We start from the raw sequence: 14,683 nt of genomic DNA, 5'->3' as shown, positions 1-14,683 counted from the left end.
TGGAGGTAAATAAGATGAACAACATTGGATTAATTGGACTAGCCGTAATGGGACAAAATCTAGCTTTAAATATTGCAAGAAAGGGCTATAGCCTGTCAGGCTACAATAGATCTCGTCAAAAGACTGATGAATTTATAAATGAAAAGGTGAAAGACGAAAAGATTTATCCATACTACGATATTAAATCATTCGTAGAGTCTTTGGAAAAGCCAAGAAAAATAATCCTCATGGTTAAGGCTGGTAAGCCTGTTGACGATGTCATACAAGAACTTTTACCGTATCTAGACAAAGGGGATTTAATAATAGATGGTGGCAATTCATACTTTAAAGACACAAACAGGAGAATTGAAGAACTGAATGCAAAGGGAATATATTATTTAGGCATGGGTGTTTCTGGCGGCGAATACGGTGCACTGCATGGACCGTCGTTGATGCCTGGTGGAACAAAAGAGGCTTATGACATGGTAAATGAATTGCTTCTTAAAATAGCTGCCCAAACAGAATCTGGCCCATGCTGCACATATGTTGGCAATTATTCTGCTGGACATTTTGTAAAGATGGTTCACAATGGAATAGAATATGCTATAATGCAGTCAATATCAGAAGTATACGACGTGATGAGGAAGGTTTTGAAGCTTTCCAGTGAAGAAATTGGCAATATATTTGAAGAATGGAATAAAGGTGAGCTTAATTCATATTTGATGGAAATATCGTATAAAATCATGAAGCATAAAGACGAAAAGACGGGAAGGCCACTTGTAGAGCTTATTCTAGATGAAGCAGAACAAAAGGGTACAGGTAAGTGGACGGCAGAGACGTCTCTTGACTTGGGAATTCCTACACCATCATTAAATCTTGCAGTTGTTGGAAGGGCATTGTCTTTCTTTAAAGAAGAAAGAACTAAGATTTCAAAGAGAGTACAGAGAAATTATCCTACAGGCAATTTAAACAGAGATGAAATAATTGAGGATTTAAAGAATTCGCTGCTTTTTGCTGTATTTGCCTCCTTTTCACAAGGGCTTTGGCTTATATCTGAAGCATCAAAGGTGTACAACTACAATATAGATCTTTCTGAAGTCTTAAGAATTTGGAAAGGTGGATGCATTATAAGGGCCAGAATTTTAGATTTCTTAAGAGAAATCCTCTCTGATGACAAAACAAATATCAACTTGTTAAACAGTCAAAAGTCTATAAGCTATTTGGCAGAAAAATTAGAATCTATAAAGAAAGTGACAAAACTGGCTAAAGATTTCTACATCCCGACGCTTACGATTAATTCTTCGCTAGATTATTTCTTTAGCATGTCAGAAGCAAATCTTCCTGCAAACTTAATACAAGGACAGAGGGACTTCTTCGGTGCACATACTTATAGAAGAATTGATATGGAAGGCATTTTCCATACAGAGTGGGAGCAAGATTAACAATATAAAATTTTGAGTAGGGAGAGATTTGGGATGAAATTAAAAAGACATGAATTAAAAGATCCTAAGAAATGGGAAGAGATGGGGATAAAGCTTCCGCAGTTTGATATAGATAAGGTAATAGACGAAACAAAGAAGAATCCAAGATGGGTTCACTTTGGAGCGGGCAATATATTTAGAGGATTTATAGCAATGCTGCAGCAAACACTTCTGAATAAAGGCTTGGCAGATTCAGGTATAATCGCAGTTGAATCGTACGATTTTGAAGTGCACGACAAGATATACGTGCCTTATGATAATTTAGGGCTACTAGTTATAATGAATTCCGATGGAACATTGGAAAAAGAAGTAGTAGGCAGCATAAGCGATATTTTGCTTGCAGATCCGTCAAATAAAGAAAATTGGGATAGATTAAATGAGGTATTCTCTAATCCTTCGCTTCAAATAGCAAGTATGACAATAACAGAAAAAGGCTACAATTTAAAAGATTTTGCAGGTAATTTTATAAAAGAAGTCATGGAAGACATTGAAGCAGGACCGGAGAATCCTAAGAATGTCGTGTCAAAGCTTGTATCTCTTGTTTACTCTAGGTATAAAAAGGGAGAGTATCCTCTCGCACTTGTCAGCCTAGACAATTTCTCCGGCAATGGTGAAAGGCTTTACAGTGCTGTAATGACAATTGCCGAGGAATGGGCAAATAAAGGATTTGTAGACAAGGGATTTACTCAATATTTAAATGATCCGTCAAAGATTTCTTTCCCGCTTACGATGATAGACAAGATAGTTCCAAGGCCACATGAATTAGTAAAAAAATCATTAGAGGAAAAAGGCTTAGAAGATATGAACATAATCACGACATCTAAAAATACAGTGATTGCTCCATTTGTAAATGCTGAAAAAGCTCAATACTTGGTTATAGAAGATAAATTTCCCAATGGGCGCATGAAACTTGAAGAGGCAGGAGTCCTTTTGACCGACAAAGAGACAGTTGAAAAAGTCGAGAGAATGAAAGTCACAACATGCTTAAATCCGCTTCATACAGCATTAGCTATATACGGATGCTTATTAGATTATAAAACAATAGCAGATGAAATGAAGGATGATTGTTTAAGAAAGCTAGTTGAAAAAATTGGCTATGTAGAAGGAATGCCTGTTGTCATAAATCCAAAAGTACTTGATCCGGAAGAATTTATAAAAGAAGTAATCGAAGTAAGGCTTCCGAACCCGTACATGCCGGATACGCCACAGAGAATCGCAACAGATACATCACAAAAGATGGGAATCAGGTTTGGGGAGACGATTAAATCGTATATTCATAGAAGCGATCTTGAAGTAAATGACTTAAAATTTATACCATTAGTCATAGCAGGTTGGTGCAGATATCTGATGGGGATTGATGATGAAGGAAATCATATGGATTTAAGTCCAGATCCGCTTTTAAATGATTTAAAATCTCACGTATCAAATATTAGGCTTGGCGATGTTGACTCCGTAAAAGACAACTTAAGGCCCATTCTTTCAAACAAAGAAATATTTGGACTTGACTTATATGAGGTTGGCTTGGGAGAAAAGGTAGAAAGCTACTTTAAAGAACTGATTTCTGGTACTGGTGCAGTAAGAAATACCCTTAAAAAATATCTTGAATGCTAAATATAAAATGAAATTCGTGAGTGCAGAGGAAAATTTCTTCTGCACTTTTTATTTTTATAAAAATAAATTATAATAAAAGAAAAAAATAATAACAACGGTGGTGTTGAAAAATGGATAATACTTTAAAAAAGAAAGTACTGGACATTATTGAAGAGTTACCTGAGGATAAGATCGTAGAAGTAATTGATTTTATGGAATTTTTAAAATTAAAAGATGAAGCAGAAGATGATGAAATACTTAATGATAAAGAATTGATGGAATCTATAGAAAGAGGATTAAAAGATATAGAGAACGGCAATATATATGACTTTGAGGACGTGTTTAAAGATGTATAAGATTCAACTTTCAAAAGAAGCCGTTAAATGTATTGAAAAATATAATAAAAAAACAAAGGAAAGAATTAAGAATTGTATAGAGAGAATATCACTTTCACCATATGGTGGAAAAAACATAAAGAAACTTAAAGGCATGTCTTGTCAATTATACAGGTACAGATTAGGCGATATAAGAATTATTTATACGATCAAAGAGGAAAAAGCATTAGTTATAGTGGTTACAGTAGGGAATCGTGGTGATGTTTATAAAAAATATTAAAGTGATTAGTTATATTATTTAGAAAAAAAAGGTGATTATTTTGGTCAACATAAGAGATGTGGCTAGATACTGCGGTGTGTCAGCCATGACTGTATCAAGAGCATTGAATAATAGCAATCAGATATCACAAGCTACAAAAGAAAAAATTCTGAAAGCTTGTGAAGAACTAGGATACAGGCCTAATTTTGCAGCTAGAAGCTTGGTGACAAAAAAGACTAACATGGTAGGCCTTATTATACCAGATATAACAAATCAATATTATTCACATGTAAGCAAAGGTGTAAGCTCATATCTGAGTTTGCAAGGTTATGGACTTTTGCTGTGCAACAGCGATAGAAGAAAAGATGATGAGATAAGATATTTGAATTTCCTTGCGGAAGGAAGAGTTGATGGAATAATTATTTTGCCTGTGCAGCCAAGGAAAGAAGACTACGAAGGTATAGCGAAGGAAATACCATTAGTGATGGCAGATAATTACGCGGAAGGGCTTGATGTAAGCTTTGTTGGCAATGACAACTATCATGGAGCATCAGAAATTATAAGTCACATGATAAAACAAGGATTTAAAAGGATTGGAGTTATACTGGGTCATAGCAGTTCTAGTGCATCTAATGAAAGATTTAAAGCGTATAAAGATGTTTTGAAGAAAAATAATATAGAGCTCGATAATGAAATTGTTTTAAATAGCAATGCTACATTTGAAGATGGCTTCAATTTGACAAAAGTGCTTATTGAGAAAGGCGTTGATAGCATTTTTGCAATAAATGATACGGTGGCTTTAGGAGTTGTAAAATATTGTTATTTAAACAATATCAGGATACCTGAGGACATAGGAGTTGCCGGATATGACAATATTGAGCAATCATCAATGCTGCCTGTGCCATTGACGACGGTAGATCAAAATGGCAATCAACTGGGGAAAGTTGCAGCTGAAACTTTATTAAATCTATTAGCAGATGAAAGTACGGTACCAAAAAAGATCATACTTAAACCTAAATTGGTGATCAGAAAATCTTTAGGAGAAAATATTTAGCGTTATTGACTATTCTCTAAATAAGGGGTATACTTAATTTGGAACATTTCGTTAACGGTAACACTATGAAATGATGAATTAAGAGGAGGCTTTTAATATGGAAGTAAGGTATGCAAGTCATTATGAAGACGTTAAGCATTATGACACAACTGAGTTAAGAAAGCATTTTCTAATTGAAAATTTATTTACACCAGGTAAGCTTTATATGGTGTACAGTCATGTAGACAGGATAATCGTAGCAGGTGCTGTTCCGACAGATAAGCCACTATACTTAGAGGCAAGCAAAGAATTGGGCTCTAATTATTTTTTAGAAAGAAGAGAGATGGGAATAATTAATATAGGTGGAACAGGCATTGTGAATTTGGACGGTGAAAGATATGAATTAAATAACAGCGATGGATTGTACGTGGGCATGGGCATAAAAGAAGTCAGCTTTGAAAGCTTGGACGCAAATAATCCAGCAAAATTCTATATAAATAGTGCGACTGCACACAAGAGTTATCCTACTGTAAAAATAGGCTTAAGTGAGGCTAACAAAGTAAAAGCCGGTACAGATGAAGAATGCAATAAAAGGACAATAAATCAATATGTACATCCTGCAGTATGTCAAAGCTGTCAATTAGTCATGGGTATGACGATATTAGAGCCTGGTAGCATATGGAATACGATGCCGTGTCATACACATGACAGAAGAATGGAAGTTTATCTGTATTTCAATATGGACGAAGATAATGTAGTATTCCATTTCATGGGTACACCAAACGAAACGAGGCATATTGTTGTTAAAAATGAGCAAGCAGTTATATCGCCAAGCTGGTCAATTCACTCAGGCGTAGGTACAAAGAATTACACATTTATTTGGGGAATGGTTGGAGAAAATCAGACGTTTACTGATATGGATGAAATACCTACAAAAGATCTGAGGTAAGAGAAGGAGGTAAAACATGTACAATATTACAGACTTTTCAATGGACTTTTTTAGACTAGATGGCAAAGTTGCCATAGTTACAGGTGGCAATACCGGATTAGGACAAGGATATGCCGTTGCACTTGCGAAGGCAGGTGCTGACTTATTCATCGTTACTCATAATGACCGCTTTGATGAAACGAGGGAACTTATTGAAAAAGAAGGCCGAAAGGTAGAATTCTTCCAGACAGATTTATCGGTTAGAGAGAATATAAATGAAGTTGTAGACAAGTGTCTCGAATCTTTCGGCAAGATAGACGTGCTTGTCAATAATGCAGGGACAATAAGGAGGGCACCGCTTCTTGAGTACAAAGATGAAGATTGGAAGGCAGTTCTCGACATAAACTTAAATGCAGTGTATTATTTAAGCCACGAGGTAGCAAAAGTTATGGTAAAGCAAGGCAGTGGCAAAATTATAAATATAGCTTCAATGCTTTCATTTCAAGGTGGAAAATTTGTTCCACCATATACAGCATCAAAACACGGCGTAGCGGGTATAACAAAAGCTTTTGCTAATGAATTGGCTGACAAAAATATACAAGTAAATGCAATAGCACCGGGATATATTGAGACAAACAATACAGCTCCAATAAGGGCTGATGAAAATAGAAACGCAGAAATACTTTCAAGGATACCTGCAGGAAGGTGGGGGCATCCATTTGATGTGATGGGCGCTTTAGTATTTTTGGCAAGTAAAGCTTCAGACTATGTAAATGGACACATACTAGCTGTGGATGGCGGTTGGCTTGTTAGGTAGGATAAATTTGTTAGTTAAAATAAATGCGTGGCTTAATCGCTACGCATTTATTTTACTACAAAAACAATTACGATAGTTTATAAAAATTTTTAATAAAATCAGTTACACTCAAGAAGGAATTTTTAATTTGACGTCGAATATATAATTATGTACTTGACGTAGATAAATAAAAATGATACAATTTGTCTTAAGAAAGGTAATTATTTTTGTTGATAATAGACGAAGATTATAATTAGTAAAAAATTCTTTTTATATAAAATTAATTAGAATATTTAACAAAGTAGGAGGCTGATATATTTAATATATATAGTAAAAGTGATGTATTTTAAATTAATATTTTTAATTAGATATTAAAATGATATGTGACAAGAGATTAATATCTTTTTGTTGAAAAAGTTTAAAAAATAAGGTAATATTCTATTTTAGAAAACAGCTTATAGAATTCTAAAGACAGTGTCAATTGTAAAAAATATAATTTGCAATTTTAACTTTTATGGAAACGTTGAGAAATATAAAGATTTAATCTTAATTATTCAATGTTAAAAAGGTTTTAAAAATTTTAATATAAGGACAGTAAAGGTATGCAATACAATGAATTTTTTTGAAAGAAGGTGATAGTAATAGAAATACAATTTAAATGTTTACTAAATTAATTGATTGTAATCTATTACCATTAAAAGAAGGGAGATTTATTTATGAAAAAGATTTTAACTTATCTCGTTTTAGTTGTTCTTGTATTATCAGCATTACTTACGGGTTGTGGAAATTCAAATACTACTTCATCTAATAGCTCTTCTAGCAGTTCACAGCAGTCTGATAAAACAGCTTCTTCAGATAGCGGTAAACAGCTCAATATAGGTGTTGCTATATATAAATTTGATGATACATTCATGACAGGCGTTCGTAATGCAATGACTGCTGAAGCACAAGGCAAGGCTAAATTGAACATGGTTGATAGCCAAAATTCACAGCCAACGCAAAATGATCAAGTGGATCTTTTTATAACGAAGAAGATGAACGCACTTGCTATAAATCCAGTTGATAGAACTGCGGCAGGTACAATTATTGATAAAGCTAAACAAGCTAATATTCCAGTTGTATTTTTCAATAGAGAACCTTTACCAGAAGATATGAAAAAGTGGGATAAAGTTTATTATGTTGGTGCAAAAGCAGAACAATCAGGCATTTTGCAGGGACAAATCATGGCAGATTACTGGAAAGCGCATCCTGAAGCGGATAAAAACCATGATGGTGTAATGCAATATGTTATGTTGATGGGACAGCCAGGCCATCAGGATGCAATACTTCGTACTCAGTATTCAATACAGACCGTAAAAGATGCAGGAATTAAAGTTCAAGAATTAGCGAAAGATTATGCAAACTGGGACAGAGTAACAGCACATGATAAAATGGCTGCGTGGTTGTCATCATTTGGCGATAAGATAGAAGCAGTGTTCTGCAATAATGACGATATGGCACTGGGTGCTATTGAAGCACTTAAGTCAGCAGGATACTTCACAGGTAATAAATATATACCAGTTGTAGGTGTTGATGCTACAGCACCAGGTATACAAGCTATTAAAGATGGAACTCTTCTTGGAACCGTTTTAAACGATGCAAAAAATCAGGCAAAGGCTACATTTAATATAGCTTATGAGCTTGCACAAGGCATAACACCGACAAAAGATAACATCGGCTATGACATCACTGATGGCAAGTATGTGTGGATACCTTATAAAAAGATTACAAAAGACAACATAAGTGACGCTGAGCAATAATAGGTTTAAATTAGCACTTTGTAAAGCAGGGATTTGAAATATCCTTGCTTTACAAAATTTTATTAATTATATAATGGCAAATGTCAGGAGGCATTGACAATGAATGCTAATGAATTTATTCTTGAAATGAATAACATATCCAAAGAATTTCCAGGCGTAAAGGCTCTTGACGATGTAACTCTTAAAGTGCGGGCAGGAACTGTTCATGCAATCATGGGTGAAAATGGTGCTGGAAAGTCAACATTGATGAAATGCCTTTTTGGTATATATAAACCTGATGCAGGTGAAATCATATTAAATGGCAATAAAATAAATATTAGAGATTCGAAAGAGGCATTAGACTATGGCATTTCTATGATTCATCAAGAGTTGCATCCTGTAAGATTTAGAAACGTAATGGAAAATATTTGGCTAGGGCGATTCCCTATGAAAAATTACGGGTTTGTAAAATTAGTTGATGAGAAGAAAATGTATGAAGATACAGAAAAGCTCTTATCTAGCATTGATGTAGATATTAAACCGACTGAAATTGTGAGAAATCTGTCAGCATCAAGAATTCAATATATAGAGATTTCTAAAGCTATTTCATATAATGCTAAGATAATAATTATGGATGAACCTACATCATCTCTTACAGAAAATGAGGTTGATCATTTATTTAAATTGATAAGAAATTTGAAAGAGAATGGGGTTGCTATAATATATATTTCTCATAAAATAGATGAAATATTCCAAATAGCAGATGAAGTGTCTATTATGCGTGATGGAAAGATGGTAGGCACTTGGAATGTTGATGACTTAACTGAAGACATGATAATATCAAAGATGGTGGGACGTGAATTAACTAATCGGTTTCCTGCTAGAGAAAATGAACCTGATGGCGTTATATTAAAAGTAGAGAATTTGTCTTCTCCAATGCCTAAGTCTTTTAAAAATGTTTCATTTGAACTTAGAAAAGGTGAGATATTAGGCATAGGTGGTCTAGTAGGTTCTCAGAGGACAGAACTGGTAGAAGCTTTATTTGGATTACGATCAATTGAGTCAGGTAAAATTTTTATACATGGTAAAGAGGTAACTATAAAGTCACCTATAGATGCAAAAGAAAATGGGATGGCTTTGTTAACGGAGGAAAGGAGATCTACGGGAATATTTCCTGATTTAAATATATTAGAAAATTCTACTATTGCTAATATAAAAAAGTATAGAGGCAGTTTTATGCTTTTAAATGACAAGAAGAGAAAAGAAGATACTAATAAGATGGTAGACACTTTAAAAGTTAAGACTCCATCGCTGAGAACTTTGATTAAAAATTTGTCTGGTGGAAATCAGCAGAAAGTATTAATAGCGAGATGGCTTCTTACTGTACCTGAGATATTGATACTTGATGAGCCAACCCGTGGCATTGACGTTGGAGCGAAGTACGAAATTTACACAATCATGAATGAACTTACAAAGGAAGGAAAAAGCATAATCATGATTTCTTCTGAAATGCCAGAACTTCTTGGGATGGCTGATAGAATTATGGTTATGTGCGAAGGACATTTATCAGGAATACTTGATAAAAAAGATGCGACAGAAGAAAAAATTATGAGGTTAGCTAGTAAATATACAAATTGATACGGAGGAGATATAGATGCATAATAAAATCAAAGATTATTTATCGCAATATGCAATATATTTTGCTTTGTTATTATTGATTATAGCTATTGCTATAAAGAATCCTTCTTTTTTATCATTAAGAGTTTTTAGAGATATATTATCACAAAGTTCTACTAGAATAATTGTTGCACTTGGTGCTTCATTTGCTATATTAATAGGTGGCGCAGACTTATCTGCCGGACGTATGGTAGGCTTTGCGGCTGTAATTTCTGCTTCACTGCTGCAAACAGCTAGTTATCCAAACAGATTTTTCCCTGGACTACCGCAGTTACCTATAATAGTACCACTTTTGATAACATTAGTTATTGGATTTCTTTTTGGCTTATTAAATGGCTTTGCTATATCTAAATTTAGTGTACCACCTTTTATAGCTACTCTTGCTTCAATGGTTATAATTTATGGTGTTGACAATATTTATTTTAGTCAACCACCGAATAATTCCCAGCCTATAGCTGGATTAAGGAGTGATTTTACAAACATTGGTACAGGAAGTATATTCGGTATACCATATTTGATAATCATTGCTGCTGTTATTACCCTAATCATGTGGATTATTTTAAATAAGACAAGTTTTGGCAAAGACTTGTACGCTATTGGAGGAAATAGAGAAGCAGCTATTGTATCTGGAGTTAATGTAAAGCGCCGCATTTTGTTGATGTTTGCTATTGCAGGTATGCTTTATGCTATGGCAGGATTTTTAGAAGCAGCTAGAACTGGAGGAGCTACAAGCGAGTACGGTAATATGTATGAGATGGACGCGATAGCGGCTTGCGTTGTTGGTGGCTGGTCAGTATCTGGCGGTGTGGGAACAATTCCAGGTATAATTGTAGGTGTGTTTATATTTACAGTTATAAATTATGGATTAACATTTATAGGCATGAATCCATATTGGCAGTTAATCATAAAAGGTTTAATAATAGTTTCTGCCGTGGCAGTTGACATCAGAAAATACTTAGCTAAAAAATAAAATAACAAAAAGTTCTCTTTTTAAAATTTAAAAAGAGAGCTTTTTAATTAAAGGTATAATTTTTTATATTAATGAAAAAATTTATATATAACTTTCATTTAAAACAAAAAAAATAACCAGTTAAAAACGTTATTCCTATTATAATATTTAATTTTTTGTGAATAATATTATTTGGGGAGGCGTTTACTATGAATGGAAGAACTACAAGCTGGGTTGTTACCGGAGTTGGTGCAGCTGTAACAGCTGCAGGACTTATGACTGGTGGTATGATTGGAGCTGGAATTACTGGTTTTGGCTTAGCTCATGTTGTCCTTGGCGTTTTAGATATGTTTAGACCAACAGTACAGAGATAGCATAGCACAATATCTCCTCAGTATTTACTGAGGGGATTTTTTTATTGCGATAAAATTTCAATTACATGTATTGTCCCAAAATTGAAAAAACTATTGACAGAGCTATTTTATCGCTGTATAATAATAAAAAAATAAAAGATTTTTCGATGATCAGGAATAGTAGCATTAGCGATTAATACAAGCGAGTCAGGGATGGTGGGAGCCTGATTATTATAGCTTTTGTGAATGGGCCTGTGAGATGCGAGGTGAAGTTTAGTAGCCGAGCCGGTAAGCACCGTTATATGTGATGCACATGATAGTGTGCTTAGAGATAAGACATATAGTCTTAAGAAGGGTGGCACCGTGGAAGCGTAGCCTTTCGCCCCTACATTTGGGGTGAAAGGTTTTTTTATTACTCAAATTTATCTTTAAGTTTAATTTGACAGATTACTTGATTGGGTGGAAAGGAGGTGAAGGGAGTGAATTCAAGAAAGACATTGAGAGAGTTTATACTTTGCGCGCTTCTTATGGCGATTGGCGTTGTTCTGCACTTTATTACTCCTGCATTTATGCTTAATATGAGACCAGATTTTATGCTATCTATGCTTTTTATATCTTTAATGCTTGTTGATGATTTAAAGATAAATTATGTTACAGCGATTATAGCAGGTATACTGACAGCTCTAACAGGATCGATGCCTGGCGGTCAGATTGCTAATCCTATAGACAAACTTGTTACATCAACCATTATAATTTTAATGCTTAAGCTTCTAAGAAATAGAGTAAACGAAGGAATAATCGCTGGAATTGTAGGTATCATTGGAACGATCATATCAGGTTCTGTATTTTTAGGCGTTGTATCAATTATAGCTGGATTGCCGGGTCCTTTCTATCTTCTCATGTTAACAGTAGTTTTACCGACGTCAATTGTAAATACAGTAGTTACTGTGATTGGATATTATATTATAAAGAAGGTTTCAAAATCTACTTTAGTTGTCAATAAATAAAAATTTTATTTTGCCAATGCAAATCCTCGCAAGAGGATTTTTTATTTTTGTGTAGAATTAAAATGCTGTGTGACATCTATTTAATATCTTTCTATTGAAAAAGTTTTAGCAATATCGTAATATTTTATTCGAGAAGTAAGTTATGGAGGGGCTATTGTGAAAACGTTACAGAAAGTTTCCGCTTTTTTGAAAAGAAATATAATTTTGATATTGATGTCTTTGATTGCGGTACTCAGCATTTTTCTATATAAATTTCAGCAAATTGAAGAACCAGTTTTAGCAGGAAAACCGTCTTATCATTTCTATCTGGTCGCGCAAAATTCTGTCGATCCTTTCTGGAAAGAAGTGCAAAAAGGTGCAGAAGATGCCGCAAAGTATTACAACGTTGCTGTTGAATTTAATGCTCCTAAATTTAATAATTTAGATGAAGAGTTAGAATTTCTCGATATTGCAGTTCTGTCGAAAGTTGATGGCATCATAACGCATGTTTCTTATGATGGAGATTTTAACAAAAGGCTTGAAAGAAGTCTCCCATCCTCTATAGGTGGGAGATGAATTTCTATTGTCTGCCATAGAATAATATGTCATAATAGATGCAGAAAATTTTATCGTAGAAAGCCAAGGTGAGAAAAGATGATGATATGTCAGCATTTTCTCATAGAACCAACAAAAGAACAAGAAGAAAAACTCTTTTATACATTATATTTGTGCCGCAAATTATATAATTACTCACTAGACCAAAGAATAAAACATTATAAAGAATATGGCAAAGGACTTACATACGAAGAACAGCAAAATATGCTCCCAAAATACAAAAAAGAACATCCAGAATACAAGACAGTACAATCGCAGATATTACAGGATGTGTTGAGAAGATTAGATAGAGCATATAAAAACTTCTTTGACAAAAGAGCAAAATATCCTAAATTCAAAGACAGATACCACTACACATCTATAACACTTCCACAATGCGAAGCAAAAAGAAACTTTGGCAAAGAAGGATATGTATATATAAAAAATATAGGACATATAAAAATAAAAGCACACAGAAATTTTGATCCGACAAAAGTCAAAACAATAAACATAAAATACCATGCAGGAAAATGGTATATAAATCTGTCAGTTGAAATAGAAAAAGAAAAAACAGTCATAAGAGAAAAAGCAATAGGAATAGACAAAGGAATAAACTCAATAGCTGCAACATCAGATGGAGAATTATACTCAAATCCTAGATGGCTACAAAAATCAGAGAAGAAACTAAAAAAAGCACAGAGACAATTATCAAGAAAAAAGAAAGGAAGCAAAAACAGAGAAAAGCAAAAGAAAAGATTAGCGAAGCTTCATGAAAAAGTAGCAAATCAGAGAAGAGACTATCTCCACAAAATAAGCTATAACATAGTAAAACATAATGACATTATATGCGTTGAAGATTTGCAAGTAAAAAATATGATGAAAAATCATAAACTTGCAAAATCAATAGCAAATGCAGGATGGGGAATGTTAGACAAATATCTACAGTATAAAGCGGAGAGAGAAGGAAAAATATTCATAAAAGTAAATCCAGCATATACATCGCAAAGATGCTCAGGATGTGGAAGAATAGTAGAAAAAGACTTATCAGTAAGAGTACACAAATGTGAGTGTGGATTAGAGATAGACAGAGATGTAAATGCAGCGATAAATGTGTTGTATGAAGGATTAAGACAATTAGGCATAACAGCCTAAGAGTAATATTTTTGTAGGGAAGGTTCCTCCCGAAGTTACGCCTATGGAGATTGTGTAAGACCTGCTGTGAATAACAGCAGGCAATGGTCTATGAAGTAGGAAGCTCCAGCCTCTATAGGATGGAGTAGGTTCACTACATTAATAAATGAAGCATACGAAAACAAAATACCTGTTGTCACAATTGAAAATGATTTAAAAGACAGCAAAAGGAAATCATTTGTTGGTGCAAACAGCTTTATATTGGGAGAAGAAGCGGGAAAACTTATGAAGTTGGCAACAGGCGGTAAAGCTAATATAGCAGTTATTATGAGCAACGATGTGGGAAAAGATACGGCAAGCCAAAATCTAAAGCTGAATGGCTTTTTAGGTGTTATTAATAGCACTCCAGGAATGAAGGTATCAAAAGTATATACGTCACAGTTAGGAGCCCTAAGCGCTGAAGAAATAACTCAGTCAATAATAAACGGCGGTGAAGGAATAAACGCACTGTATATAACGGATTCGGTTGATACGATAGGTGCGGCTCAAGTTGTTGTGGATTTTAGCAAGGTTGGCGAGATAGCGATTGTTGGATACGGCGATACACCGGATATTTTGAGATATGTTGATAAAGGCATTATTTACGGTACAGTTATGAGTGACCCATATAAGATGGGGTATGAGAGCATTAAAGCAATGATGGAAATCAAAAAAAATAATGATGTTTCTACATTCATAGATACAGGCGTAAATATTATTACAAAAAGCAATGTAAAAGAGTATGAGGATAAGATAAAACAAAAAGATTAGTAGG

13 protein-coding genes, 2 pseudogenes and 1 other annotated feature are annotated in these 14,683 nt (G+C 34.1%); all 15 genes and pseudogenes read left to right on the top strand.

Going from position 1 to position 14,683, the window contains the following annotated elements:
* The first annotated feature begins 14 nt into the window (after positions 1 to 14).
* A complete protein-coding gene (gndA, locus tag TTHE_RS11880) occupies positions 15 to 1,421 on the top strand; it encodes an NADP-dependent phosphogluconate dehydrogenase (protein ID WP_013298810.1) in 1,407 nt (468 codons plus the stop codon).
* A gap of 33 nt (positions 1,422 to 1,454) precedes the next feature.
* Positions 1,455 to 3,071: a mannitol dehydrogenase family protein gene (locus tag TTHE_RS11875; RefSeq protein WP_013298809.1), complete on the top strand. Its 1,617-nt coding sequence runs from the start codon at positions 1,455 to 1,457 to the stop codon at positions 3,069 to 3,071.
* A gap of 110 nt (positions 3,072 to 3,181) precedes the next feature.
* Positions 3,182 to 3,406, top strand: a complete 225-nt coding sequence (locus TTHE_RS11870) for a DUF2281 domain-containing protein (protein ID WP_013298808.1) — start codon at positions 3,182 to 3,184, stop codon at positions 3,404 to 3,406.
* Positions 3,399 to 3,665, top strand: coding sequence for a type II toxin-antitoxin system RelE family toxin (locus TTHE_RS11865; protein WP_013298807.1), 267 nt, complete (start codon positions 3,399 to 3,401; stop codon positions 3,663 to 3,665). Before TTHE_RS11870 ends, TTHE_RS11865 begins: the two co-directional genes overlap by 8 nt.
* Before the next feature lie 40 nt (positions 3,666 to 3,705).
* Entirely contained in the window at positions 3,706 to 4,698 is a 993-nt protein-coding gene (locus TTHE_RS11860; RefSeq protein WP_013298806.1) for a LacI family DNA-binding transcriptional regulator, read from the top strand.
* A gap of 97 nt (positions 4,699 to 4,795) precedes the next feature.
* Positions 4,796 to 5,626: a 5-dehydro-4-deoxy-D-glucuronate isomerase gene (kduI, locus tag TTHE_RS11855; RefSeq protein ID WP_013298805.1), complete on the top strand. Its 831-nt coding sequence runs from the start codon at positions 4,796 to 4,798 to the stop codon at positions 5,624 to 5,626.
* 16 nt (positions 5,627 to 5,642) lie between these two features.
* A complete protein-coding gene (gene kduD, locus TTHE_RS11850; protein WP_013298804.1) occupies positions 5,643 to 6,422 on the top strand; it encodes a 2-dehydro-3-deoxy-D-gluconate 5-dehydrogenase KduD in 780 nt (259 codons plus the stop codon).
* A gap of 695 nt (positions 6,423 to 7,117) precedes the next feature.
* Positions 7,118 to 8,200, top strand: coding sequence for a galactose ABC transporter substrate-binding protein (locus tag TTHE_RS11845; protein ID WP_013298803.1), 1,083 nt, complete (start codon positions 7,118 to 7,120; stop codon positions 8,198 to 8,200).
* A gap of 99 nt (positions 8,201 to 8,299) precedes the next feature.
* Positions 8,300 to 9,817, top strand: coding sequence for a sugar ABC transporter ATP-binding protein (locus TTHE_RS11840; RefSeq protein WP_013298802.1), 1,518 nt, complete (start codon positions 8,300 to 8,302; stop codon positions 9,815 to 9,817).
* Between the two features lie 16 nt (positions 9,818 to 9,833).
* A complete protein-coding gene (mglC, locus tag TTHE_RS11835; RefSeq protein ID WP_013298801.1) occupies positions 9,834 to 10,826 on the top strand; it encodes a galactose/methyl galactoside ABC transporter permease MglC in 993 nt (330 codons plus the stop codon).
* A gap of 188 nt (positions 10,827 to 11,014) precedes the next feature.
* Positions 11,015 to 11,179, top strand: coding sequence for a hypothetical protein (locus TTHE_RS14415; RefSeq protein ID WP_013298800.1), 165 nt, complete (start codon positions 11,015 to 11,017; stop codon positions 11,177 to 11,179).
* A 137-nt stretch (positions 11,180 to 11,316) separates the two neighbouring features.
* Positions 11,317 to 11,548: a binding site (T-box leader), on the top strand.
* Between the two features lie 89 nt (positions 11,549 to 11,637).
* Complete coding sequence (locus TTHE_RS11830) at positions 11,638 to 12,165, top strand: tryptophan transporter (protein WP_013298799.1); 528 nt, start codon at positions 11,638 to 11,640, stop codon at positions 12,163 to 12,165.
* Between the two features lie 156 nt (positions 12,166 to 12,321).
* Positions 12,322 to 12,708, top strand: a pseudogene (locus TTHE_RS11825) (sugar ABC transporter substrate-binding protein); the annotation flags it as partial.
* A gap of 90 nt (positions 12,709 to 12,798) precedes the next feature.
* The gene (locus tag TTHE_RS11820) at positions 12,799 to 13,890 is read left to right on the top strand and encodes an RNA-guided endonuclease InsQ/TnpB family protein (protein ID WP_013298798.1); all 1,092 of its coding nucleotides are present in this window, start codon (positions 12,799 to 12,801) and stop codon (positions 13,888 to 13,890) included.
* A 129-nt stretch (positions 13,891 to 14,019) separates the two neighbouring features.
* A pseudogene (locus tag TTHE_RS11815) lies at positions 14,020 to 14,679 on the top strand (substrate-binding domain-containing protein); the annotation flags it as partial.
* Between the last annotated feature and the right edge of the window lie 4 nt (positions 14,680 to 14,683).

It is taken from the genome of Thermoanaerobacterium thermosaccharolyticum DSM 571, assembly GCF_000145615.1.
GTDB classification, from domain to species: domain Bacteria; phylum Bacillota; class Thermoanaerobacteria; order Thermoanaerobacterales; family Thermoanaerobacteraceae; genus Thermoanaerobacterium; species Thermoanaerobacterium thermosaccharolyticum.
The sequence above is the reverse complement of the archived record's forward strand: the minus strand, read 5'-3'. Positions and strand labels throughout refer to the sequence as shown.